The sequence below is a fragment of the Klebsiella sp. HMSC25G12 genome, from assembly GCF_001807705.1.
GTDB classification, from domain to species: Bacteria; Pseudomonadota; Gammaproteobacteria; order Enterobacterales; family Enterobacteriaceae; genus Klebsiella; species Klebsiella variicola.
The window spans coordinates 1-23,339 of record NZ_KV789837.1; the positions used below are offsets into that span (position 1 = coordinate 1).

General features: G+C 59.2%; 20 protein-coding genes. 7 read left to right on the forward strand and 13 right to left on the reverse strand.

What is annotated here, in order from left to right; translation table 11 throughout:
- Positions 1–28 precede the first annotated feature (28 nt).
- Both HMPREF3096_RS06075 and HMPREF3096_RS06080 read right to left on the reverse strand, forming a co-directional pair.
- Positions 29–1,726 (reverse strand): AsmA family protein, encoded by a 1,698-nt coding sequence (locus tag HMPREF3096_RS06075; RefSeq protein WP_032731498.1) that lies wholly within the window; start codon positions 1,724–1,726, stop codon positions 29–31.
- Between the two features lie 140 nt (positions 1,727–1,866).
- Positions 1,867–3,258: a nucleobase:cation symporter-2 family protein gene (locus HMPREF3096_RS06080; protein WP_008806808.1), complete on the reverse strand. Its 1,392-nt coding sequence runs from the start codon at positions 3,256–3,258 to the stop codon at positions 1,867–1,869.
- A 284-nt stretch (positions 3,259–3,542) separates the two neighbouring features.
- On the opposite strand from HMPREF3096_RS06080, the gene gltS reads away from it, so the two are divergent.
- Entirely contained in the window at positions 3,543–4,745 is a 1,203-nt protein-coding gene (gene gltS, locus HMPREF3096_RS06085; protein ID WP_012967046.1) for a sodium/glutamate symporter, read from the forward strand.
- 114 nt (positions 4,746–4,859) lie between these two features.
- Here the strand turns inward: gltS and glpK are convergent, their stop codons facing one another.
- Positions 4,860–6,371 (reverse strand): glycerol kinase GlpK, encoded by a 1,512-nt coding sequence (gene glpK / locus HMPREF3096_RS06090; RefSeq protein WP_008806810.1) that lies wholly within the window; start codon positions 6,369–6,371, stop codon positions 4,860–4,862.
- A 21-nt stretch (positions 6,372–6,392) separates the two neighbouring features.
- Entirely contained in the window at positions 6,393–7,244 is an 852-nt protein-coding gene (locus tag HMPREF3096_RS06095) for an MIP/aquaporin family protein (protein ID WP_012967047.1), read from the reverse strand.
- A gap of 442 nt (positions 7,245–7,686) precedes the next feature.
- Between HMPREF3096_RS06095 and zapB the strand changes: the two genes are divergently transcribed.
- The 4 genes from zapB to HMPREF3096_RS06115 all read left to right on the forward strand — a co-directional run bounded on the left by zapB (position 7,687) and on the right by HMPREF3096_RS06115 (position 11,459).
- A complete protein-coding gene (zapB, locus tag HMPREF3096_RS06100) occupies positions 7,687–7,932 on the forward strand; it encodes a septal ring assembly protein ZapB (RefSeq protein ID WP_008806812.1) in 246 nt (81 codons plus the stop codon).
- A 151-nt stretch (positions 7,933–8,083) separates the two neighbouring features.
- Positions 8,084–9,073, forward strand: coding sequence for a sulfate ABC transporter substrate-binding protein (locus tag HMPREF3096_RS06105; RefSeq protein WP_002922936.1), 990 nt, complete (start codon positions 8,084–8,086; stop codon positions 9,071–9,073).
- 246 nt (positions 9,074–9,319) lie between these two features.
- A complete protein-coding gene (locus HMPREF3096_RS06110) occupies positions 9,320–10,090 on the forward strand; it encodes a CDP-diacylglycerol diphosphatase (protein WP_162493227.1) in 771 nt (256 codons plus the stop codon).
- A 64-nt stretch (positions 10,091–10,154) separates the two neighbouring features.
- A complete protein-coding gene (locus HMPREF3096_RS06115) occupies positions 10,155–11,459 on the forward strand; it encodes an SLC13 family permease (RefSeq protein ID WP_012540294.1) in 1,305 nt (434 codons plus the stop codon).
- A gap of 92 nt (positions 11,460–11,551) precedes the next feature.
- Here the strand turns inward: HMPREF3096_RS06115 and tpiA are convergent, their stop codons facing one another.
- Positions 11,552–12,319: a triose-phosphate isomerase gene (tpiA, locus tag HMPREF3096_RS06120; RefSeq protein WP_002922909.1), complete on the reverse strand. Its 768-nt coding sequence runs from the start codon at positions 12,317–12,319 to the stop codon at positions 11,552–11,554.
- A 109-nt stretch (positions 12,320–12,428) separates the two neighbouring features.
- Complete coding sequence (locus tag HMPREF3096_RS06125) at positions 12,429–13,028, reverse strand: YiiQ family protein (RefSeq protein ID WP_008806815.1); 600 nt, start codon at positions 13,026–13,028, stop codon at positions 12,429–12,431.
- Between the two features lie 112 nt (positions 13,029–13,140).
- Between HMPREF3096_RS06125 and HMPREF3096_RS06130 the strand changes: the two genes are divergently transcribed.
- Positions 13,141–13,569, forward strand: a complete 429-nt coding sequence (locus HMPREF3096_RS06130) for a DUF805 domain-containing protein (protein ID WP_004173894.1) — start codon at positions 13,141–13,143, stop codon at positions 13,567–13,569.
- On the opposite strand, the gene fpr is transcribed toward HMPREF3096_RS06130, so the two are convergent.
- The 7 genes from fpr to gmk form a co-directional block, all read right to left on the reverse strand.
- Positions 13,570–14,316, reverse strand: a complete 747-nt coding sequence (gene fpr, locus HMPREF3096_RS06135) for a ferredoxin--NADP(+) reductase (protein ID WP_004173895.1) — start codon at positions 14,314–14,316, stop codon at positions 13,570–13,572. It abuts the gene before it with no gap.
- Positions 14,317–14,466: 150 nt separating this feature from the next.
- Positions 14,467–15,477, reverse strand: coding sequence for a class II fructose-bisphosphatase (gene glpX / locus HMPREF3096_RS06140; protein WP_022064595.1), 1,011 nt, complete (start codon positions 15,475–15,477; stop codon positions 14,467–14,469).
- A gap of 50 nt (positions 15,478–15,527) precedes the next feature.
- Entirely contained in the window at positions 15,528–17,609 is a 2,082-nt protein-coding gene (gene recG / locus HMPREF3096_RS06145; RefSeq protein ID WP_032731568.1) for an ATP-dependent DNA helicase RecG, read from the reverse strand.
- Between the two features lie 5 nt (positions 17,610–17,614).
- On the reverse strand, positions 17,615–18,304 hold the full coding sequence (gene trmH, locus HMPREF3096_RS06150; RefSeq protein WP_008806817.1) for a tRNA (guanosine(18)-2'-O)-methyltransferase TrmH: 690 nt from the start codon (positions 18,302–18,304) through the stop codon (positions 17,615–17,617).
- Positions 18,305–18,308: 4 nt separating this feature from the next.
- Entirely contained in the window at positions 18,309–20,429 is a 2,121-nt protein-coding gene (gene spoT / locus HMPREF3096_RS06155) for a bifunctional GTP diphosphokinase/guanosine-3',5'-bis pyrophosphate 3'-pyrophosphohydrolase (RefSeq protein ID WP_032731497.1), read from the reverse strand.
- An 18-nt stretch (positions 20,430–20,447) separates the two neighbouring features.
- Complete coding sequence (rpoZ, locus tag HMPREF3096_RS06160) at positions 20,448–20,723, reverse strand: DNA-directed RNA polymerase subunit omega (RefSeq protein WP_000135058.1); 276 nt, start codon at positions 20,721–20,723, stop codon at positions 20,448–20,450.
- A 54-nt stretch (positions 20,724–20,777) separates the two neighbouring features.
- Complete coding sequence (gene gmk, locus HMPREF3096_RS06165; protein WP_002922664.1) at positions 20,778–21,401, reverse strand: guanylate kinase; 624 nt, start codon at positions 21,399–21,401, stop codon at positions 20,778–20,780.
- Between the two features lie 257 nt (positions 21,402–21,658).
- Here gmk and ligB point away from each other — a divergent pair, with 257 nt between their 5' ends.
- Positions 21,659–23,335 (forward strand): NAD-dependent DNA ligase LigB, encoded by a 1,677-nt coding sequence (gene ligB / locus HMPREF3096_RS06175; RefSeq protein WP_032731492.1) that lies wholly within the window; start codon positions 21,659–21,661, stop codon positions 23,333–23,335.
- Positions 23,336–23,339 lie beyond the last annotated feature (4 nt).

A 23,339-nucleotide genomic window follows, 5' to 3' on the forward strand; every position in this document is an offset into this window, starting at 1 on the left:
GGGGAGAGGGCCAGATAAGGGGGGGGGGTTACTGCGGCGCGGCGGGGGCGGGGCTGACCTCGCCGTTGCGCATGATTTGCGCCACCTGCTGTTTCTCCATATTCACGGCGCTGAGCTGCCCGTTGACCGTCGGCTTGAGCGGGGCATCGGCCTGCACGCTGCCGCTGGCGGTCAGCTGGAGATTGCCATCCCCGCTTATCGGTAGCGACGGCCAGCCCCAGGCCTGCAGAATATTCAGCGGCACGCCGCGGCCGGTAAAGCTCAGATTGACCTGGCGCTGCGGCAGCTGGGATACCGCGGCGGTGGCCTGCAGAATGCCGCGCTCGGTGAAGGCGCTAAGCTCAGTGATATTGACCGTCGACGCCGTCGCGCTCAGCTTGAGTGACGGGCGGCGCACGTCGATCCGGTTAAAAGTCGCCGCCGCGGCGTTCAGCGTCGCGCTGCCGTTCCATACTCCCCAGTTGCCGTTTTTCACCAGCTGTAGCTCGCCGCCATAGCCATCGAGGGCGGTAATTTGCCACGGGAAGGCAGGATCCACATCGATGATCAGGTTACGGCTGGCGCTGAATTTTTTCAGCGTCAGGCTTTGCAGCCAGGCTGGCATCGGCGCCATCCACAGCTGTTTCCAGTTCGCCGGCAGCGTGTACTCCAGTCCGGCGAAGGCGGTGTCGTCGAGCACCAGCGCGTTACCAGCGCGCAGCCAGTTGCCGGAGGTGCGCACCATGCCGCCCTCCCAGCGCGAGGAGAACTGGCGCAGCGCAATGCCCTGGGGAGAGAATTCAGCATTCAGAATCGGGTCGAAGAAGTGCAGCGAGCCGTAGATAAATTCGCTGGCGTTCATCGACAGCGTGCCGTCCTGGCTCTGCCAGCCGCCGTGGCTGAGCGTCAGGTTGCGCAGGCTCAGGTCGAGGTCGGTTACCGCCCAGTCCGGCCCCTGCAGGCGGGCGTCGGTGATATCCAGGCGGCCAATCTGCAGAGAGGGGACCGTGGTTAACGGCGCGAAAAACTCGGCCAGCGAGGCGGGGCTCTGCAGTCGAATCTCATTGAGCTGGAGGTTATCCACCAGCCAGCTGCCGTCGGCGCTGCGTTTCGCATTGCCGGTTAAGGTGCCGCGGGCGACATCGGCGCCGAGGGTGGAGAGGGTCACTTCACCCTGATCAATCCTGCCCTGAATCAGAACGTTGCTGGCTTCGACGCCATTGAGCGTCATCGAGCCCGCGCTCATCTGGATCTGCGCCGTTTTCCCCAGCACATTGCCCGCTTCCGGCGTCCATGGACTGACGCCGCCGGTGACGCGCTGCGCGCTGAGCGCCCAGCCGGTTTCCGGGCTGTTGAAAGCCATGTTGCGCAACATCAGCCGGTCGGCAGCGAACGGCAGGTCTGCAGAGTGGGGTGACAGATTCAGAGTGCCGTCGTTAAGGACTATCTCATCCGCATGCAGCGGATCGCTAAACTGGCGGGTGCTGAAGCCAATATCGACCGTTTTTGCCACCAGGGTGGCCGGCTTGCCTTCCCGGCCAAAGGTGACGTTTTGCAACTGCACATGAAGAGGGGAGGAGAAATCGTGTTCCATCGCATCGAAGGAGACCTGCCAGCCGGTGCCATTGCTGAGCCAGGCGCTGGCCTGGCGGGCGCCCCAGTGGGTTTGCAGCAGGAACCACGCGCCAACAATGACGAGCAGCAGAGCGACTAGCAGCCAGAGAATCAGCTTTCCAAGAAATTTCATGGTCTTCCATTCTGTGAGATGCACATCACCGTGTTATGCCCGATTTAGGCGCACTTCTCAAGGCGGGCGTGGTTTATTTCCGTGATGAGGCAGGTCGTGGAAAGCGTCCCGGCCAATGGCGCGACCGGGAGCGCGTCAGATCAGGCTTTTTCTGGCGGGAAAATTAAATTCAGAACAATCGCTGTGATACCACCGGCGGCAATTCCCGAAGAGAGCAGGTTTTTCAGCCAGTCTGGGGCGAACTGCAGGATTAACGGCTGCTGCGACACGCCGAGGCCCACTGCCAGCGACAGGGCGATAATCAGGATCGCCCGACGGTTCAGCGGCTCACGGGAGACGATGCGCACGCCGGACGCGGCAATGGTGCCGAACATCACCAGCGTGGCGCCGCCGAGCACCGGCTCAGGGATGTGCTGCACGAAGCCGCTCACCGCCGGGAACAGACCGAGGACGATCAGCATCAGGGCGACCACGAAACCGACGTAGCGGCTGGCAACGCCGGTCAGCTGGATCACGCCGTTGTTCTGGCCGAAGCAGGAGTTCGGGAAAGTGTTGAAGACCGCGGAAACAAAGGAGTTCAGGCCGTTAGCCAGCACGCCGCCTTTCAGGCGCTTCATATACAGCGGACCGGAAACCGGCTGTTCGGAGACGTCCGAGGTGGCGGTGATATCGCCGATGGTTTCCAGAGAGGTGATCATAAACACCAGCATCAGCGGCAGCAGCAGGCTCCAGTCGATGCCGAGACCATAGTAGAGCGGCGTTGGCACGGTGATGAGGCTGCTGTTGGTCGGGGCGGTATTGGCTGGCAGCATATCGAGGAACCATGCCGCCAGATAGCCCGCCGCCATGGCAATCACCAGCGAAGCAATGCGCAAATAGGGATTACGCTGGCGGTTGAGAATAATGATCAGCGCCAGCACGATGCCCGCCAACAGCAGGTTCTTCGGCGCGCCGAAGGTGTGGTCGGCCATCGCCGCGTAGCCGCCGCCGATGGAAGTCAGTCCGACCTGAATCAGCGACAGGCCGATAATCATCACCACCACGCCGGAGACCAGCGGGGTAATGATGCGGCGCGCCAGGTGCAGGACGCGGGAGAGCACCATTTCCGTGCAGCTGGCCAGCATCAGGGTGCCGAACAGGGCGGCCATCATGGTGGGGACGTCGGCGCCGCCGGTTTTCAATGCGGTACCGCCCATGATCAGCGGGGCGACAAAGTTAAAGCTGGTGCCCTGGATGGAGAGCAATCCGGAGCCGACCGGGCCCCAGGCTTTGATCTGAATAATAGAGGCGACACCGGAAGCGAACAGCGACATGCTGATGATATGTTGGGTATCTTGCGCCGGGAGACCGAGAGCCTGGCAGATTAACAGCGCTGGAGTGATCACCGCGACAAACATCGCCAGCAGGTGCTGGAAGGCGGCGAACAGGGTTTGCGGTAGCGGTGGGCGATCTTCGAGGCGGTAGATTAATTCGCTAGCTGATTTATGCGCAACCGGTTGCGCATTTTCTGACTCTGCGGTGTTAACGGACATCACAAGCAATCCCAAGGTGGCAAAGCGGGAATTTTATCGGACTGTAGACCAAAAGCAAACGTTTGCCAGCATTTGGTCATAAAAATTTATGCCGTGAATATGCGCAACGAGGTTATTAACATTTTGTATGCTAAATCGCATCATTAAGGATACAAAATATCTTTTTCTGTCATTTTTTCCGCCGTTCTGCGTAAAATCCCCTTCTGACTCCTCATGATGAGAAGCTAAAGACACCAGGAATTACGTCGCGTGTGAATGGATCATGCGCCCATAAGGAGCTTTTTATGTTTCACCTCGATACCTTATCGACGCTCGTTGCCGCAACGCTTGTGCTATTGCTCGGCAGAAAACTCGTGCAAACCGTTCCCTTCCTCAAGAAATACACCATTCCTGAACCTGTTGCCGGCGGTTTGCTGGTAGCGCTGGCGCTGCTGGTGCTGAAGAAAAGCATGGATATCGAAATTGATTTCGATATGAGTCTGAAAGACCCGCTGATGCTGGCGTTCTTCGCCACCATCGGTCTTAACGCCAACCTCGCCAGCCTGCGGGCCGGCGGCAAGGTGCTGGGCACTTTCCTGATCGTGGTAGTTGGCCTGCTGCTGTTGCAGAATGCCCTCGGTATCGGCATGGCGACGCTGCTGGGGCTGGATCCGCTGATGGGCCTGCTGGCCGGGTCGATTACCTTATCCGGCGGCCACGGCACCGGGGCGGCGTGGAGCAAGCTGTTCGTTGAACGCTATGGTTTTGCCAACGCCACCGAAGTGGCGATGGCCTGCGCGACTTTCGGCCTGGTGCTGGGCGGCCTGATCGGCGGCCCGGTGGCTCGCTACCTGGTGAAGCACTCTTCCTCTCCGGACGGCACTCCGGACGATCAGGTGGCGCCAACCGCCTTTGAAAAACCGGACGTGGGGCGGGTAATCACCTCGTTGGTGCTGATCGAAAGTATCGCCCTGATCGCTATCTGTCTGACGGTGGGCAAGGTGGTTGCGCAACTGCTGGCGGGCAGCGTCTTCGAGCTGCCGACTTTCGTCTGCGTGCTGTTTATCGGTGTGATCCTCAGCAACAGCCTGGCGCTGGCGGGGCTGTATCGGGTGTTCGATCGCGCGGTATCGGTGCTGGGCAACGTCAGCCTGTCGCTGTTCCTCGCCATGGCGCTGATGAGCCTCAAGCTGTGGGAGCTGGCCTCGCTGGCGCTGCCGATGATTATTATCCTGGCGGTGCAGGCGCTGGCGATGGCGCTGTATGCGGTGTTCGTTACCTACCGGATGATGGGCAAGAATTACGATGCCGCGGTGCTGGCGGCGGGCCACTGCGGGTTTGGTCTGGGCGCAACGCCGACGGCGATTGCTAATATGCAGGCGATTACCGACCGCTTTGGCCCGTCACATATGGCCTTCCTGGTGGTGCCGATGGTGGGAGCGTTCTTTATCGACATCGTCAACGCACTGGTGATTAAGCTATACCTGCTGCTGCCAATATTTGGCTGATAAAAAACCCGGAGGCGGTGCTGCGCACCTGTCCGGGCTACAAGATCGTGCTGTTTGGGGTTTTGTAGCCCGGCTAAGGCGTTTACGCCGCAAGCCGGGAATACCTCCACAATATTACGCTTCGTCGTGCTCTTCCCACGCTAACGCGCGTTTCACCGCTTTCTTCCAGCCGCTGTAACGATAGTTACGCTCAGTGGTTTCAATCCCCGGGCGGAATTCGCGCTCAATCACCGCTTTCTCCTGCAGCTCGTCCAGATTCTGCCAGAAACCGACCGCCAGACCCGCCAGATAGGCTGCGCCCAGCGCCGTCACTTCGCGTACTTCCGGACGCTCGACACGGGTGCCGAGGATATCGGACTGGAACTGCATCAGGAAGTTGTTAGCCACCGCGCCGCCGTCCACGCGCAGGGCGTGCAGACGAATGCCAGAGTCTGCCTGCATCGCCTCCAGCACATCGCGGGTCTGATAGGCGATGGACTCCAGCGTCGCACGGATAATGTGGTTGGAGTTCACGCCGCGGGTGAGGCCGAAAATCGCGCCGCGGGCATACGGGTCCCAGTATGGTGCGCCAAGACCAGTGAACGCGGGTACCACGTATACGCCGTTGGTATCCTTCACTTTGGTGGCGAAGTACTCGGAATCGAAGGCATCGCTGATGAGCTTCATCTCGTCACGCAGCCACTGAATGGACGCGCCGGCCATAAACACCGCCCCTTCCAGCGCGTAGTTCACCTCGCCGCGCGGGCCGCAGGCGATGGTGGTCAGCAGACCGTGGGTGGAGGTAACCGCTTTTTCACCGGTGTTCATCAGCATAAAGCAGCCGGTGCCATAGGTGTTTTTCGCCATCCCTTCTTTGACGCATAGCTGGCCGAACAGGGCCGCCTGCTGGTCACCGGCGATCCCGGCGATAGGGATACGGGTCCCGCCTTTACCACCGATGTTGGTCTGGCCGTACACTTCGGAAGACTTGCGCACTTCCGGCAGCATGGCGCGCGGAATGTCCAGCGCGTCGAGCATTTTGTCGTCCCAGTCCAGCTCGTGGATGTTGAATAGCATGGTACGTGAGGCGTTGGTGTAGTCGGTAACGTGCACGCGGCCCTGGGTCATCTTCCAGATAAGCCAGGTGTCAACGGTGCCGAACAGCAGCTCGCCGCGTTTCGCACGTTCACGGGAACCTTCGACATGGTCGAGGATCCATTTTACCTTGGTGCCGGAGAAGTAGGGGTCCACCACCAGGCCTGTGGCCTTGCGGATATACTCTTCCATCCCGTCACGCTTGAGCTGCTCGCAGATCTCCGCGGTACGGCGGCACTGCCAGACGATGGCGTTGTAGATGGGTTTACCGGTCTCACGCTCCCACACCACCACGGTCTCACGTTGGTTGGTGATGCCGATGGCCGCGATCTGATCGGAGTTGATATCCGCTTTGGCCAGCGCTTCGACCAGCGTCGAGCTTTGGGAAGCCCAGATTTCCATCGGGTCATGTTCGACCCAGCCTGGCTTAGGATAAATTTGTTCAAATTCTCGCTGGGAGACGCTGACGATATTGGCATCATGATCCATCACAACGGCCCGGGAGCTGGTAGTGCCCTGGTCAAGCGCAACGATATATTTTTTGTCGGTCATAGTCGGTGTCCCGTAGTCAGATTACAGCGAAGCTTTATGTTGAGTGGTGGAAGAGGAGGGGCTCTGTTGCTCTTCATCCACGCAGGTGTCGCAAGGCAGGTGACGGCCAATCAGCTTACGATAGCTGAATGCGCCCAGCGCCGCGCCGACCACCGGTGCGCACAGCGGCACCAGGAAATAAGGAATATCTTTGCCGCCGGTGAAGGCGACGTCGCCCCAGCCGGCCAGCCAGGCGAAAGCTTTCGGGCCGATATCACGCGCCGGGTTCATGGCGAAGCCGGTCAGCGGTCCCATGGAGGCGCCAATCACCGCAATCAGCAGGCCGATCAGCAGCGGAGCAAGCGGACCGCGCGGCACGCCGTTGCCATCGTCGGTCAGCGCCAGGATGACGCCCATCAGGATAGCGGTAATCACCATCTCTACCGCGAAGGCCTGCACAAAATTGATATGCGGGTTCGGATAGGTGGAGAAGATGCCGGCCAGATCGAGGCTTTCTACGCTGCCGCGGACCATATGGTGGGTAGTTTCATAATCGAGGAAAAGATTGTAGTAAAGCCCGTAAACTAATGCCGCAGCGCAAAAGGCGCCAGCGAATTGCGAAATGATAAAAGGGACCACTTTGCGGCCATCGAAGCAGGCGAACAGCCACAGTGCGATAGTTACCGCAGGGTTAAGGTGCGCACCGGAGACCCCAGCGGTCAGGTAGATCGCCATGGCGACGCCCAGACCCCAGATGATGCTGATTTCCCATTGCCCGAAGCTGGCTCCCGCGACCTTGAGCGCAGCCACGCACCCAACGCCGAAAAAGATCAACAACCCGGTACCGAGGAACTCTGCGATGCACTGGCCTTTTAAGGTTGATGTTTGGCTCATAATCGAATCCTGAAGCGTGGTGATGATTATTGTATGTAGGGTGGTCACAGACGACCATATTGCCATGTAGGCATAGTGTTAATTTATCGTTAACGAGCAAAAACGAGAAATATCGAACTTCAAATGTGTGTACCGCGTCAAGAAAATGAGCGTTTTCGCGCCATCCGCGCGCATTGAGACCGGTGCCGGAGCGTTTCACCTCGCATTTTGTTAACCATAAAATTAACAATGACCCATGAAGTACGAGCGAACTGCGCTGAAAGCACCAGGTAAAGACTGAAAAGTGTTGCAAACCGCAATCTGCGCGGCTTGCCGCTGGACAGGGGCGGCGGGGATTCATACAATCGACGATAACACCGCTATGTGCGCTAATTTTCGTTAAGGCGGGACCGCGTATACGAAACACGAGTTTCTATCAACGCCTTGCAAGTTCAGGAGAGGTATGACGATGTCATTAGAAGTGTTTGAGAAATTAGAATCTAAAGTTCAGCAGGCGATTGATACCATCACTCTGTTGCAGATGGAAATCGAAGAGCTGAAAGAAAAGAACAACACCCTGGTTCAGGAAGTTCAGAGCGCGCAGCATGGTCGTGAAGAGCTGGAGCGCGAAAACAGCCAGCTGAAAGAGCAACAGCAGGGCTGGCAGGATCGCCTGCAGGCGCTGCTGGGCCGCATGGAAGAAGTCTAATCGCTTCGCGCCCTCTCCCGCCCGGGAGGGGGCAATCCTTATTCACCTCTTTATATCCACAAGTTATAGCCAATCTTTTTTTATTCTTTAATCATTGAATCGCTTTCTGGCACGCTTAGCCCATCACAACACACATAAAGAGAGCGGTGCGATGAATAAGTGGGGCGTAGGGTTAACTCTGTTGCTGGCATCCGCCAGCGTTCTGGCAAAAGACATTCAGCTTTTAAACGTTTCTTATGATCCAACGCGCGAGCTGTACGAACAGTACAACAAAGCGTTTAGCGCGCACTGGAAGCAGGAGACCGGCGACAACGTGGTGATCCGCCAGTCGCACGGTGGTTCTGGCAAACAGGCGACCTCAGTGATTAACGGTATTGAAGCGGATGTGGTCACGCTGGCGCTGGCCTACGACGTAGACGCCATTGCTGAACGCGGCCGTATCGATAAAAACTGGCTGAAACGCCTGCCGGATAACTCCGCACCGTATACCTCAACCATCGTGTTCCTCGTCCGCAAGGGCAACCCGAAACAGATCCATGACTGGAACGACCTGATCAAACCGGGCGTGTCGGTCATTACCCCGAACCCGAAAAGCTCCGGCGGCGCCCGCTGGAACTATCTGGCAGCCTGGGGCTATGCTCTGCATCAGAATCACGGCGACCAGGCCAAAGCCCAGGAATTCGTCAAGGCGCTGTATAAAAACGTGGAAGTGCTGGACTCCGGCGCGCGTGGTTCGACCAATACCTTCGTAGAACGCGGCATCGGCGATGTGCTGATTGCCTGGGAAAACGAAGCGCTGCTGGCGACCAACGAACTGGGCAAAGACAAGTTTGAAATCGTGACCCCGAGTGAGTCGATTCTGGCTGAGCCGACCGTCTCTGTGGTCGACAAAGTGGTGGATAAAAAAGGCACGCGCCAGGTGGCGGAAGCGTACCTGAAGTATCTCTACTCGCCGGAAGGCCAGGAGATTGCGGCGAAGAACTTCTACCGCCCGCGCGATCCGAATGTGGCGAAGAAATATGCTAACGAGTTCCCGAAACTGAAGCTGTTTACTATCGATCAGGAGTTCGGCGGCTGGACGAAAGCGCAGAAAGAGCACTTCTCCAACGGCGGCACCTTCGACCAGATTAGCCAGCGTTAATCCTCTTGTCCCTGCTTGCGCTACGCTTAGCAGGGCTACAGTTCTGCTTCGTCTGGTAGCCCGGGTAAGGCGGAACGCCGCGACCCGGGGAATCCCCGGCTTTCTCTGCGCTTAGCCGGGCTACTATTTGCACCGTCCGTAGCCCGGGTAAGGCGTCAGCCGCCACCCGGGATAACGCCCCACCCGCCATCTGTTTTCATTTAGTCATCAAATTACGTTACTCTTCCGCTTCAGGCTTAACAGGGAATGAAAATGAGAAGAGTAAGATACTTTTTGCTGGCGCTGCTGGTGGCGATCCTCGCGGCGCTGGCGGGCGGCTACTACTGGCTGCACTCCGGCAACCCGGACGCATTACGCAAGATTGTCCTGCAGCAGTGCGTACCCCATCAGCAACAGCAGCAAAACCCGTCGCCGTGCGCGGAAGTGAACCTCAAGGGCGGCTATGTGCTGTTTAAAGACCGTAACGGCCCGCTGCAGTATTTGCTGATGCCGACCTACCGCATTAACGGCACCGAAAGCCCGCTGCTGCTGGACCCGTTGACGCCGAACTTCTTCTGGCAGGCCTGGCAGGGACGAGAAATCATGAGTCAGCGTCACGGCGCGCCGGTTCCCGATAACGCGATATCGCTGGCGATTAACTCGCGCAGCGGACGCACGCAAAACCATTTCCATATTCATATCTCCTGCCTGCGCCCCGATGTGCGCGCGCAGTTAGATAAGGATGCGGCGGCGGTCAGCAGCCGCTGGCTGCCGCTGCCGGGCGGGCTTCAGGGCCATGAATACCTGGCGCGCCGGGTGACGGAGGCCGAACTGGCCCAGCGCAGCCCGTTCCTGATGCTGGCGGAAGAGGTGCCGGAGGCGCGTGAACATATGGGACGCTTCGCGCTGGCGATGGCGCAGCAGAGCGACGGCTCGCTGGTGCTGCTGGCGACGGAGCGTAACCTGCTGACCCTGAACCGGGCTTCAGCGGAAGAAATTCAGGATCATCGTTGCGCCATCCTTAACGCAAACCACTAGTTCTGGCGTTTACCTGTCTTACCTGTCGTCGTATTCTTGCTGAAAAAAACGACAGGAGACAGGCATGTCGCTCTGGCTTACCCACCCGCTGTTCCTTCCTTCATTGATTGTCGGCGTCACCATTGTGCTCTGGGCGACGTCGCTGCTGCCGGAATTTATCACCGCGCTGCTGTTCTTCGCGGCGGCGATGATGGCCAAAATCGCTCCGCCGGAGGTGATCTTCGGCGGCTTTGCCTCCTCGGCGTTCTGGCTGGTGTTCAGCGGCTTTGTGCTCGGTATCGCGATCCGTAAAACCGGGCTGGCGGACCGGGCGGCGCAGGCGCTGTCTGCGCGGCTCACTGACTCCTGGCCGCGGATGGTCGGCAGCGTGGTGTTGCTGAGCTACGCGCTGGCGTTTGTGATGCCTTCCAACATGGGACGTATCGCGCTGCTGATGCCGATCGTGGCGGCGATGGCCCGCCGCGCGGGCATTGTCGATGGCAGCCGCGGCTGGTTCGGCCTGGCCCTGGCGGTGGGGTTCGGCACCTTTCAGCTTTCGGCGACGATTTTGCCCGCTAACGTGCCAAATCTGGTGATGAGCGGCGCGGCGGAAGGCTCGTACGGTATCCATCTGAATTATGTTCCCTATTTGCTGCTGCATACGCCGGTGCTTGGCTGGCTGAAAGGGGCGGTGCTGGTGGCGCTGATTTGCTGGCTGTTTCCCGGCAAGCCGCATCCACCGCGTGACCTGGCGCCGCTGCCGCCGATGAGCCGCGACGAGAAACGTCTGGCGTGGCTGCTGGCGGTCGTCCTCACGCTATGGGTGACGGAGAGCTGGCACGGCGTCGGCCCGGCGTGGACAGGCCTGGCGGCGGCAGTGGTCACGCTGCTGCCGCGGGTGGGCTTTATCAACGGTGAGGAGTTTGCCAGCGGGGTGAATATGCGCACCTGCATTTATGTTGCCGGGATTCTGGGACTGGCGATCGCCGTTACCCAAACCGGAATTGGCGGTGCGGTGGGCAATGCGCTGCTGCAGGTGATGCCGCTGGATAAAGACAATCCGTTCACCAGCTTCCTCGCCCTGACCGGGATAACCAGCGCGCTGAACTTTATTATGACCGCCAACGGCGTGCCGGCGCTGTATACCACTTTTGCGCAGAGCTTTGCCGACGCGACCGGTTTCCCGCTGCTCAGCGTGATCATGATTCAGGTGCTGGGGTATTCCACGCCGCTGCTGCCCTATCAGGCGTCGCCGATCGTGGTGGCGATGGGGTTAGGCAAGGTCCCGGCGAGGGCGGGGATGCAACTGTGTCTGGCGCTGGCGGCGGTGAGTTATCTGATTTTACTGCCGCTGGACTACGCGTGGTATCAGCTGTTGGGGAAACTGTAACGGCAAAAGAAAGCCCGGCTTGCGCTGTGCTAAGCCGGGCTCCCACGTTTTGTCAGTCACCCCGGTCGCGTTTCGCCACCGGGAAAAGCGAATTACGCTTTTTTCGCTGCTTCTGCTGCTTTAACGATCACCGCGAAAGCGTCAGCTTTCAGGGAGGCGCCGCCAACCAGCGCGCCGTCGATGTCCGGCTGGGTGAACAGCTCTGCTGCGTTGCCAGCGTTAACGGAACCACCGTACTGGATGATCACTTGCTCAGCGATTTTCGCGTCAGCTTTAGCAATGTGGTCACGGATGAATTTGTGCACCGCCTGAGCCTGAGCCGGGGTCGCGGATTTGCCGGTACCGATAGCCCATACCGGTTCGTAAGCGATAACCACGCCTTCGAAAGCGGCAGCGCCCTGCGTTTTCAGCACGGCGTCGATCTGACGTGCGCAAACTTCTTCGGTTTTGCCCGCTTCGTTTTCGGCTTCGGTTTCACCGATGCACAGTACCGGGGTCAGACCCTGCTCTTTCAGCACAGCGAATTTCTTCGCGATCAGCTCGTCGGATTCTTTGTGGTAGGTACGACGCTCGGAGTGGCCGATGATGATGTACTGTGCACCGATATCTTTCAGCATTTCGGCGGAGGTTTCACCGGTGAATGCGCCGGACAGGTTCACGTCAACGTTCTGCGCGCCCAGGTGAATGTGGCTGCCTTCTGCCGCACGTTTAGCCAGGTCCAGATACATTTCCGGCGGGGCGATGGCAACTGCACAGCCGCTTACGCCAGCCAGTTCGGTACGCAGGTTCGCAACCAGTTCGTTTACCATGTGGCGGCTGCCGTTCAGTTTCCAGTTACCCATCACTAAAGGATGTCGCATTTTAATTCTCCACGCTACTTAAGCGAATTAAGGAATATAGCCGCCCCAGAGGGCAGCATGGTCTGTGAAACAGTATAGAGACTCGTCACTGGAAAGGCTTTGCTTTTTGTCATTTATTGTTGCCTTCCAGCGTTTCAGATAACGCCAGCTTAATCGGTTCAATAGCGAAGGTCAGACCCTTTTCGCCATGATCTGCCACCACATAGCGCACGGCGCCCTCGGTGTCGGCAAAGTAGCGTTTGCCCTTGCCGGCGGTCAGCAGTTTCTGCAGTTTTTGCTGGCTCTGCGCCGGGCTAAGGGTGGGCACGAAGGCGCGGATCATGGCACTCATATACTCCAGCGCTTTGGCTTTCGCCGCCTTTTGCTCCGGCCCCTGGATCGGCAGCCAGGTGATCTGCATGGATTTGATCTTCAGCGTGCCGCGCTCCAGCGCGGTCGAGGCATAGAGATTTTCATTAATTTTGCTGGCGGCGCGGGTCAGATTAGCCTGATCCCGGCTGGTGGCGATGGAACGGAATTCGTTCAGGGGCAGCTTCGGGTTATCGGCGTTAAATTTTTCCCGGAACTGGCTGATCGACAGGTCAAAACTCGGGGCGCCAGAGAGCAGATAGGGCGCCGCAGTCGCCGATTCGCTTTCTGCGGACAACGCGTGCGGGCCGACGGTCAGGCCCATCAGCCCACTTAAACACAAGATTGTCCACTTCTTCATGCCCGTCGTTCCTTTTTTTGCCTGCTGACGATTAAATCGGGAAGCGCGGCGCTTGTCAAAAAGTCACGACGCCAGGGTAAACTACGCAGACGATGATGATAAGGAAAAACGCATGACCCTACAGCAGTGGTTATTCTCAATTAAAGGGCGCATTGGCCGCCGCGATTTCTGGATCTGGATTGCCATTTGGCTGGTGACCATGAGCGCCCTGTTTACCCTGGCAGGCAGCAATCTTCTCAACCTGCAGACGGCGGCGTTTATTATCGTCTGCCTGCTGTGGCCGACGGCGGCGGTGGTGGTCAAGCGGCTGCACGATCGCGGCAAATCCGGACTGTGGGCGCTGCTGATGATTCTGGCGTGGATGCTGCTGGCGGGGAACTGGGCGATGCTGCCGCAGGTCTGGCAGTGGGGCGTCGGGCGCTTTGTGCCGACGTTGATTATCGTCATGATGTTGATCGACCTGGGGGCGTTTGTCGGCACCCAGGGCGAGAATAAGTTCGGCAAGGAGACCCAGGACGTGCGCTGGAAAGCGGACGCCTGATTACCAGTAGTGCTCAGCCGTCATGTGGCCTGGCCGGCGACGCAGATGTTTGGTCATCTGCCGGGTCTCTTTTAACAGCTGTTGGGTATCGCGCACCATTTGCGGGTTGCCGCACAGCATCACATGGCTGGTGTCGGTGGTCATCGGCAGGCCAACCGCCTCTTCCAGCGCGCCGGTTTCAATCAGGAACGGCACCCGGCCGGTCAGCGAGCCTTCCACGGTTTCGCGGCTGACCACCGTCTGGATGCGTAATTTACCGGCGTAGCGCTGCTCAAGCTCGCGCATCAGAGGCAGATAGCTCAGGTCCGCGGCGTAGCGGACGGCGTGGACCAGCACCAGGTTGTTAAAGCGTTCAAGATCTTTGCCTTCCTGCAAAATTGACAGGTACGGCCCGAGGGCAGTGCCGGTCGCCAGCATCCACAGGGTATCGCAATCCGGTACCTCCTCGAGGACGAAGAAACCTGCCGCTTCACTCACCACCAGGACTTCATCGCCCGGCTTCAGCGCCGCCAGACGCGGGCTCAGCTTGCCTTCCGGGACGGTGACCAGATAGAACTCGAGATCGGGATTGCCGGGGGCATTGACGTAGGAGTAGGCGCGCTGCACGCGTTCTCCGTCGATTTCCAGTCCGAGCTTGGTAAACTGCCCGGCGGTAAACGGATGAACAGGCGCCCGCACGTATAAACTGAACAAGGCATCCGTCCAGTACTCCACTTTTGTCACTTTGCCGCTAACCCAGTCCGCCATCGTCTTCTCCTGTTGCCAAGCGATGCCTTATCTTCGGTCCAGACGAGTAAGATTTCCACCCCGAAGGCACAAGAAAGCTCTATTGATCAAATATAAACGAAGAACAGGGCAACCGCCTGCGGACGGTTGCCTGGGAGAGAAAAAGCGGTATTACAGGATGTGCTGCTGGATGTCCGGATCTTTACGGTCGAGGTAATGAATCGACTGAATACGACGGATAGTGCGAGACTTGCCGCGGATCAGTAGCGTCTCGGTGGTGGCCATGTTGCCCTTGCGGGTGATGCCGTCCAGCAGATCGCCTTTGGTGATCCCGGTGGCGGAGAAGACGACGTTATCGCTGCGCGCCATTTCATCCAGACGCAGCACTTTGCCTGCTTCAATGCCCATGGTTTTGCAGCGCGCCAGCTCGTTTTCACCGATGCGGCGGTTCTCTTCGTTATCGCCCTTCACGTGGTGGCGAGCCAGCAGACGCCCCTGCATATCACCGTCGAGGGCGCGGATCACCGCGGCGGAAACCACCCCTTCCGGCGCGCCGCCGATGCCGTACAGTACGTCGACTTCGCTATCCGGCATGCAGGTGAGAATAGAGGCCGCGACGTCGCCATCGGGAATCGCGAATACACGCACGCCCAGCTGCTGCAGCTGGGCAATGACCGCGTCGTGGCGCGGTTTCGCCAGCACGGTGACGGTCAGCTCGCCCAGCGGTTTTTTCAGGGCGCGGGCGATATTGTGCAGGTTCTCTTCCAGCGGCAGATTGAGATCGATAGCGCCTTTAGCACCCGGGCCGACGATCAGCTTTTCCATATACATATCCGGCGCGTTGAGGAAGCAGCCCTTATCGCCGACCGCCATCACCGCCAGGGCGTTGGCCTGGCCCATCGCCGTCATGCGGGTGCCTTCGATGGGATCGACAGCGATATCTACCGCATCGCCCTTGCCGGTACCCACTTTTTCGCCGATATAGAGCATCGGCGCTTCATCGATTTCGCCCTCACCGATGACGATGGTGCCGTCGATATTGACGAGGTTAAGCATAATGCGCATGGCGTTAACCGCTGCGCCGTCGGCGGTATTCTTATCGCCGCGGCCCAGCCATTTATAGCCCGCCAGCGCGGCGGCTTCGGTGACACGCGAAAATTCGATGGCCAGTTCTCGTTTCATAATCCACTCGTTGTGTAGAAAAATTGCCCGCAGCGCGGCAAAAGCGCGCGCTACGCGTTGGAATAGCGTTCGGTTTCCGGCATCCAGCGCTCGATAAGCGCCTGGGCCTGCAGCGGATAGCGTTCATGAATATGGCGAGCAATGCGTTGAACGTCGGGGATCATCGCCTGATCGCGCAGCAAGTCAGCCACTTTAAATTCGGCGTTGCCAGTCTGGCGGGTGCCGAGCAGCTCGCCGGGACCGCGGATTTCGAGGTCTTTCTGGGCGATGACGAAACCGTCGTTGCTGTCGCGCAGGACCTGCAGGCGTTTCTGAGCCGTTTTGGAGAGCGGCGATTTATAGAGTAGCACGCAGTGGGAAGCGACCGCGCCGCGCCCGACGCGCCCTCTGAGCTGGTGCAGCTGCGCCAGACCCAGACGTTCCGGGTTTTCGATAATCATCAGGCTTGAGTTAGGCACGTCAACACCGACTTCAATCACCGTGGTGGCCACCAGCAGATGCATCTCGCCCTGCTTGAAGGCCTGCATTACCGCCTGCTTCTCGGCCGGTTTCATCCGCCCGTGGACGAGGCCGATATTCAGTTCCGGCAGCGCCAGTTTGAGCTCTTCCCAGGTCGCTTCCGCCGCCTGGGCTTCCAGCAGATCGGACTCTTCAATTAGCGTACAAACCCAATAGGCCTGGCGCCCTTCGTGGGTGCAGGCGTTGCGTACGCGGTCGATAATATCGCTGCGCCGGGTGTCCGGGATGGCGACGGTAGTCACCGGGGTTCGGCCCGGCGGCAGCTCGTCGATAATCGAGGTGTCCAGATCGGCGTAGGCGGTCATCGCCAGGGTGCGGGGGATAGGCGTGGCGGTCATGATCAGCTGATGCGGGTGGAACCCCTGCTGCTGACCTTTTTCCCACAGCGCCAGCCGCTGATGCACGCCGAAGCGGTGCTGTTCGTCGATAATCACCAGCGCCAGGCCGTTAAACTGCACCTGCTCCTGGAAGATGGCGTGAGTGCCGACAATCATCTGCACTTCGCCGCTGGCGATAGCCTCCTGCTGCGCCTGACGGGCTTTGCCTTTCTGTTTGCCCGCCAGCCAGCCGACTTCTATGCCCAGCGGTTCAAACCAGCTGCGGAAGTTATTGGCGTGCTGTTCGGCAAGTAGTTCGGTGGGCGCCATCAGCGCCACCTGTTTGCCGTGGGCGATAGCGCGCACGGCGGCCAGCGCGGCGACCAGCGTTTTACCGGAGCCAACATCGCCCTGCACCAGGCGCATCATCGGCACGTCCAGCGCCATATCGTGTTCGATCTCGGCGGTAACCCGCGCCTGCGCGCCGGTGGGCTTAAAGGGCAGGGAGGCCAGCAGCTGGTTTTTCAGGGTATCGTTGGCGCCGAGCGGCAGGGCGTGATAGCGCTGGGCGCCTGCCCGCAGCGCCAGCATGCTGAGGTTATGCGCCAGCAGCTCTTCCAGAATCAGACGCTGCTGCGCCGGGTGCTTGCCGCTTTCCAGCTCGCTAAGTTGCAAGGAGGGAGGCGGACGGTGCAGCGTACGCAGCGCTTCCGGCAGGCTCATCATCCCCTGCGCCAGCTCCGGTGGCAGGAGTTCGCTAATCGCGCAGGTTTCCAGGAGCTCAAGCGCCTGATCGGTGAGCTTGCGCAGGGTCGCCTGCTTGATGCCTTCGGTGGTCGGATAGACCGGAGTTAACGTTTCCTGCAGTTCTGGGGTGCTCATATCGCCCTGGACGCGGTATTCCGGGTGGATCATCTCGGCGCCGTACTTCCCGCGTTTGGCTTCACCGTAGGCCAGCACCCGACGACCAGTCGCGAGGCTGTTTTTCATCGCCGCGTTAAAGTTGAAAAAGCGCATGGTGAGGATGCCGGTGCCGTCGCTGATCTGGCAGGTCATCATCCGCCGGCCGCCGAAGGTGATATTGCTGTTGAGCACTTCGCCTTCCACGGTGGCATAAACCCCGGGAAGCAGCTCGGCTATCGGGTAAAGATGGGTGCGATCTTCGTAACGCAGCGGCAGGTGCAGCAGCAGGTCCTGAACCGTATGCAGGCCGATCTTCGCCAGTTTATTGCTTTGCGCAGCGCCCACACCGGTGAGTGAGCTGAGCGGAACGGCATCGAGCAGGCGGCCTGACATCAGGTTTACCTCGTTGCCTGCATGGTAGCCCACCATGCGTCATCGGCTTCCACTTCGCCCTGCTCGTTGACGTGGGGGTAAGGCAGACCTTTTTGTCGGGCGACGCGGGCCAGCACCGGATAACCGCCTTCGAACAGCAGGCGCTGCTGCTCTTCCGGCGGCAGCATGCTGTTGGCGCGTTGGTACATCCCGGCGTTCTGCCGCTGGCGCTGCGCCTCGTAAAGGATCAGCGCCGAGGCGACGGAGACGTTCAGCGACTGCACCATGCCGATCATCGGGATAATGATGTCCTGATCGGCCAGCGCCAGCGCTTCCTGGGTGATGCCGGTTTTCTCCTGGCCCATCAGGATGCAGGTTGGACGCGTATAGTCGATTTCACGAAAATCGATGGCTTTGTCGGAAAGGTGAGTGGCGAGGATTTGCATACCCTGGCCTTTCAGGTGGCCGACGGCATCTGCGATGGTGCGGTGGGTTTTCACCTGCACCCAGCTGTTGCTGCCCGCGGCGGCGGAGGCCATGGTACGCATCCGACTGCTTGGCCAGACGGCATGCACTTCGTGTACGCCAACGGCATCTGCGGTCCGAATGACCGCAGAGACGTTATGAGGCTTATGGACCTGCTCCATGCAGACCGTCAGGTCAGGCTGACGCCTGGCGAGCATCTCGCAGATACGCTCGTAGCGCTTTGAGTTCATAAAGCTAGTTTCGGTTACGGGTGACTTTAATCACGTCCGGCATGACGCGGATTTTGCGCATGATATTCGCCAGATGCACGCGGTCACGCGCGGTCAGGCGGATAAAGGCGCTGTATACGCGGCCATCTTTCTCTTCCGTATTCAGGCTCTGGATATTGGAAGACGCGGTGTTGATCGCCGCCGTCAGGTTAGCCAGCGCGCCCTGGTGGTTAAACATGTCCACCTTGATTTCGGTGATGAACTCCTGAGCGGTCTCTTTATCCCACTCAACTGCCATAAATTTCTCCGGCTCTTTCTGGTAGCCGCGAATGTTACGACAGGATTCATGGTGGATAACCAGCCCTTTACCCGGGCTGACGTGGGCGATAATCGGGTCACCTGGGATCGGGCGACAGCACTTGGCGAAGGTGATCAACACGCCATCGGCGCCTTTGATCGGCAGATGGCCGTGGTTCGACGCGTTAGCCGGTACCGGCGCCGCAGCGGCTTCGCCCTGCTGCAGGTTTTTCGCCACCACGACGCTCATGGCGTTGCCCAGACCGATTTCCGCCAGCAGATCGTCAAGCGTGGCCAGCTTCATGCGATCAAGTTCGCGCTGGATATTCTCCGGCGGGATCTCGGCGAGTTTGCGGCTTCCGCCCAGCGCGTGATTGAGCAGACGACGGCCAAGGCTGACCGAATCGTCGCGCTTAAGGTTTTTCAGCAGCTGACGGATCTTGGCGCGCGCTTTCGAGCTGACGACAAAGTTCAGCCAGGCGGCATTCGGGCGTGCGCCCGGCGCGGTGATAATTTCGACAGTCTGGCCGCTGGAGAGCGGCTGCGACAGCGGATAAGGCTGGCGATCGACGCGCGCGCCAACGCAGGCATGGCCGATATCGGTATGCACCGCGTAGGCGAAGTCCACCGGCGTGGCGCCAGCGGGCAGTTCGACAATGCGACCTTCCGGGGTGAAAACGTAAATCTCATCCGGGAACAGATCGGATTTTACGCTCTCGATAAATTCAAACGAGCTGCCGGCGCTCTGCTGCAGCTCCAGCAGGCTTTGCATCCAGCGCTGAGCGCGGATTTGCGCGGTGGTGCTGCTTTCGCCGCCGTGCTCTTTATAAGCCCAGTGCGCCGCAACCCCCATCTCCGCCATCTGGTCCATGTCTTCGGTACGAATTTGTACCTCGACCGGGACGCCGTGGGGGCCGATCATCGAGGTATGCAAAGACTGATAGCCGTTCGCTTTCGGAATGGCGATGTAATCTTTGAAACGACCTGGACGCGGTTTGTAGAGGCTGTGCATCTGGCCGAGCACGCGATAGCAGATATCGGCATCATGGACGATAACGCGGAAGGCGTAGATATCCATGATCGAGTGAAAACGCTGCTCTTTAAGCACCATTTTGCAGTAGATGGAGTACAGATGCTTTTCGCGACCGCTGACGCGGCAGGGGATCCCCGCTTCCTGCAACCGTCCTTCGATTTCGGAGAGGATTTTTTGGATCATCTCTTTACGGTTGCCGCGCGCCGCTTTGACCACCTCTTTAATGACGCGGTAGCGGTTAGGGTACAGCGCTTCAAAGCCCAGCTCTTCGAGCTCGGTCTTGATGTGATGGATACCTAAACGGTGCGCCAGCGGGCTGTAAATTTCCAGCGTTTCGCGGGCGATGCGGCGGCGTTTATCCGGGCGTAACGAGCCCAGAGTACGCATGTTGTGGGTGCGGTCGGCAAGCTTGATGAGGATGACGCGGATGTCCTGCACCATCGCCATGATCATTTTGCGAAAGTTTTCGGCCTGCGCCTCTTTCTTATCGCGAAACTTGAGTTTATCAAGTTTCGACACCCCCTCTACCAGTTCGGCAACGCTTTTACCAAAAAGCTGTTCCATGTCCTGGTAGGTGGCGGGGGTATCTTCAATCACATCATGCAGCAGCGCGGCCATCAGCGTTTCATAGTCGAGCTTCATCTCGGCCAGAATGCAGGCTACCGCGACCGGGTGCGTGATATAGGGTTCACCGCTTGAACGTGTCTGACCCTCGTGAGCGTCACGTGCAACGAGATACGCCTGCCGAAGGCGCTTGATTTGATCTTCCGGCAGGTAGTTTTGAATCAGCTGATTCAGGCTTTCAAACAGATACAAGGGCGACCCGCTGTGTGATTAACGACGACCTTCAGCAATCGCGGTAACGGCTTGTAATTCAGCGGCTTCCTGCTCTTGCTGTTCCTGGCGCTCACGTACGTCGAGGATCTGGTTGTTGATCAGACCTTCTTCGATTTCGCGCAGTGCGATAACGGTGGTTTTATCGTTTTCTTCCGGTACCAGCGGATCCTTTCCGCCTACCTGCATCTGACGAGCGCGACGCGCGGCGACCAGTACCAGGTCAAAACGGTTACCAATTTTCTCTACAGCGTCCTGAACAGTTACGCGTGCCATACTTAAAATGCTCCACAGGTGAAGAAATGACTGGGCATGATACTGAATGTGGGTTCAGTCTGCCAATAGTTTGGTGATTAAAGCGCCATGTCGCTGCTTTTGGCGGCTCATGCGCAGACGTTCAGCGCGGATGATATTTTTCAGGTCGCTCAGGGCGGTGTCAAAATCATCGTTCACAATCAGGTAATCATATTCCGCGTAATGGCTCATTTCCGCAACGGCCTGGGCCATCCGTTTCGCGATCACCTCTTCGCTGTCCTGGCCGCGGCCGCGCAGGCGACGGTCCAGTTCATCTTTTGACGGCGGCAGAATAAAAATGCTGCGTGCGCCGGGCATGCTTTTACGGATCTGCTGCGCACCTTGCCAGTCGATATCGAGGAAGACATCGACGCCAGTCGCCAGCACCTGCTCGATCGCTTTACGCGACGTGCCGTAATAGTTGCCAAAGACCTCTGCATGTTCCAGAAACGCGTTTTCGCCAATCATCGAGCGGAATTCGTCGTGATTCACGAAGAAATAGTGTTCGCCGTGCACTTCACCCGGACGCGGCGCCCGCGTGGTATGGGAGACCGATACCTGGGTGTCATACAACGGTTGGGTTTTTAATAAAGCCTGAATCAGGCTGGATTTACCCGCGCCGCTAGGGGCGGAAACAATATAAAGCGTGCCTTGAGCCATGAGTGTCTTTTGTATGTGGTTATCGAAAGAGGTCCTACATACGAGCCTATTATACACGTCGCCGCGGCGTGACGCAGTCATTGTCACACTTTTTGCCGCTGTTTCTTTCATTTTGCCTGCCGTTTTCCTGAATTCGCTAGCCGTTGCTGCAATGAAGCGTAAATCCTGGAAGACGCTTCGCAAGGCGAAAAAGTACCCGTCGCGGCTCGCGGTGTTCTACAGCAGACTCTCCGCCAGGTGATGAAGGAGGGACTGCAATGCGTAAAGGAGGGTGGTGGCTGGCGCTAGGGATGTTCTCTGCCAGCGCGCTGGCGACGTGTCCGGACTGGCCGCCGGCCAGAGGAAGGCAGGAGATTTCACGCCTTCATCAGCAAATTGTCGCCTGGAAAGAGGACTACTGGCGACAAGGCGCCAGCGAAGTGAGCGATGAGGTTTACGACCAGCTCACCCTGCGCCTGACGCAGTGGCGACAATGCTTTCCGGGCGCGACGCCTGAAGATGACGATCTGCCTCCGCCCACCGGCGATGCGCGTCATCCGGTGGCCCATACCGGCGTGCGCAAGCTGGCGGATGAGGTCAGCGTGGCCCACTGGATTAAAAATAAAACCGACCTGTGGATACAGCCTAAAGTGGACGGCGTGGCGGTGACCCTGGTCTATCGCCAGGGGAGTTTGGTTCAGGCCATTAGCCGCGGCGATGGTCTGCGCGGTGAGGCATGGACCGCCCGAGCGCGGCAGATCCCGGCGCTGGCGAAAGTGACGACCGGTGAACTGGCCAACAGCGTGCTGCAGGGGGAGCTGTTTCTGCGCCGGGACGGCCATGTTCAGCAGCAGGCTGGGGGGATGAACGCGCGGGCGAAAGTCGCCGGGTTGATGATGCGAGCCGACGCGGCGGCGGCGCTCAGTCAACTGGACGTTTTTATCTGGGCCTGGCCAGACGGCCCGTCGGATATGCGCCGTCGACAGCAGCTGCTGACGCAGGCGGGGTTTAAGTACAGCGGGCAATATACCCACCCGGTGACGCGCGTCGAACAGGTGGCGCAGTGGCGCCAGCGCTGGTATCGCTCGCCGCTTCCCTTCGTCAGCGATGGCGTGATTGTGCGCGAAGGGCGCGAACCGCCGGGACGTGCCTGGTCTCCCGGAAAGGGAGAGTGGCTGGCGGCCTGGAAGTATCCTCCGGCCTCGCAAGTGATGGAGGTACGGGCGATCCATTTCAGCACTGGCCGCAGCGGCAGGCTCAACGTCGTGGCCCAGCTTGAGCCCCAGCGGCTGGATGATAAACGCGTGCAGCGGGTTAATGTTGGCTCTGTGGCCCGCTGGCAGGCGCTGGATATTGGGGTTGGCGATCAGCTGCAGATCAGTCTGGCAGGGCAGGGGATTCCTCGGATCGACGCCGTCGTCTGGCGGACGGCCGAGCGCCATAAACCGACGCCGCCGGCGGCGAAATTCAATGCGCTAACCTGCTATTTCGCCACCCCTGAGTGCAGCGAACAGTTTCTTTCCCGGCTGATCTGGCTGTCATCAAAGTCCGCGCTGGATGTCGATGGCGTGGGGGAACATTTATGGCGCGCCATTCAGCAGCAAAACCCGATGACGCATATTTTTTCCTGGCTGGCGCTTACGGTGGAGCAGCTGCAGGCGGTGCCAGGGATCTCCGCCGCCCGCGGGCAGCACCTCTGGCATCAATTTGATCTCGTTCGCAAACGGCCTTTTATCCGCTGGGTGCTGGCGATGGGGCTCCCGGTGCCTCAGGGGGCGCTGGCGCAGCTCGAAAGTGAGAACTGGCATCTGCTGGCGGCAAAAAGTGAGGCGCAATGGCGCGCGCTGCCGGGCGTGGGGGAGATCAGAGCCCGCCAGCTGGTGGCCTTCCTGCACCATCCGGATGTGGTGGCGCTGGCGCAATGGCTCAGTGGTCAGCGCATCCCCGGATTTTGAGGCG

What these genes read in the sequence shown, in the direction of transcription:
- HMPREF3096_RS06075 (WP_032731498.1), bottom strand. Translation starts at nt 1,726, where the DNA reads ATGAAATTTCTTGGAAAGCTGATTCTCTGGCTGCTAGTCGCTCTGCTG.
- HMPREF3096_RS06080 (WP_008806808.1), bottom strand. Translation starts at nt 3,258, where the DNA reads ATGTCCGTTAACACCGCAGAGTCAGAAAATGCGCAACCGGTTGCGCAT.
- gltS (WP_012967046.1), top strand. Translation starts at nt 3,543, where the DNA reads ATGTTTCACCTCGATACCTTATCGACGCTCGTTGCCGCAACGCTTGTG.
- glpK (WP_008806810.1), bottom strand. Translation starts at nt 6,371, where the DNA reads ATGACCGACAAAAAATATATCGTTGCGCTTGACCAGGGCACTACCAGC.
- HMPREF3096_RS06095 (WP_012967047.1), bottom strand. Translation starts at nt 7,244, where the DNA reads ATGAGCCAAACATCAACCTTAAAAGGCCAGTGCATCGCAGAGTTCCTC.
- zapB (WP_008806812.1), top strand. Translation starts at nt 7,687, where the DNA reads ATGACGATGTCATTAGAAGTGTTTGAGAAATTAGAATCTAAAGTTCAG.
- HMPREF3096_RS06105 (WP_002922936.1), top strand. Translation starts at nt 8,084, where the DNA reads ATGAATAAGTGGGGCGTAGGGTTAACTCTGTTGCTGGCATCCGCCAGC.
- HMPREF3096_RS06110 (WP_162493227.1), top strand. Translation starts at nt 9,320, where the DNA reads ATGAAAATGAGAAGAGTAAGATACTTTTTGCTGGCGCTGCTGGTGGCG.
- HMPREF3096_RS06115 (WP_012540294.1), top strand. Translation starts at nt 10,155, where the DNA reads ATGTCGCTCTGGCTTACCCACCCGCTGTTCCTTCCTTCATTGATTGTC.
- tpiA (WP_002922909.1), bottom strand. Translation starts at nt 12,319, where the DNA reads ATGCGACATCCTTTAGTGATGGGTAACTGGAAACTGAACGGCAGCCGC.
- HMPREF3096_RS06125 (WP_008806815.1), bottom strand. Translation starts at nt 13,028, where the DNA reads ATGAAGAAGTGGACAATCTTGTGTTTAAGTGGGCTGATGGGCCTGACC.
- HMPREF3096_RS06130 (WP_004173894.1), top strand. Translation starts at nt 13,141, where the DNA reads ATGACCCTACAGCAGTGGTTATTCTCAATTAAAGGGCGCATTGGCCGC.
- fpr (WP_004173895.1), bottom strand. Translation starts at nt 14,316, where the DNA reads ATGGCGGACTGGGTTAGCGGCAAAGTGACAAAAGTGGAGTACTGGACG.
- glpX (WP_022064595.1), bottom strand. Translation starts at nt 15,477, where the DNA reads ATGAAACGAGAACTGGCCATCGAATTTTCGCGTGTCACCGAAGCCGCC.
- recG (WP_032731568.1), bottom strand. Translation starts at nt 17,609, where the DNA reads ATGTCAGGCCGCCTGCTCGATGCCGTTCCGCTCAGCTCACTCACCGGT.
- trmH (WP_008806817.1), bottom strand. Translation starts at nt 18,304, where the DNA reads ATGAACTCAAAGCGCTACGAGCGTATCTGCGAGATGCTCGCCAGGCGT.
- rpoZ (WP_000135058.1), bottom strand. Translation starts at nt 20,723, where the DNA reads ATGGCACGCGTAACTGTTCAGGACGCTGTAGAGAAAATTGGTAACCGT.
- gmk (WP_002922664.1), bottom strand. Translation starts at nt 21,401, where the DNA reads ATGGCTCAAGGCACGCTTTATATTGTTTCCGCCCCTAGCGGCGCGGGT.
- ligB (WP_032731492.1), top strand. Translation starts at nt 21,659, where the DNA reads ATGCGTAAAGGAGGGTGGTGGCTGGCGCTAGGGATGTTCTCTGCCAGC.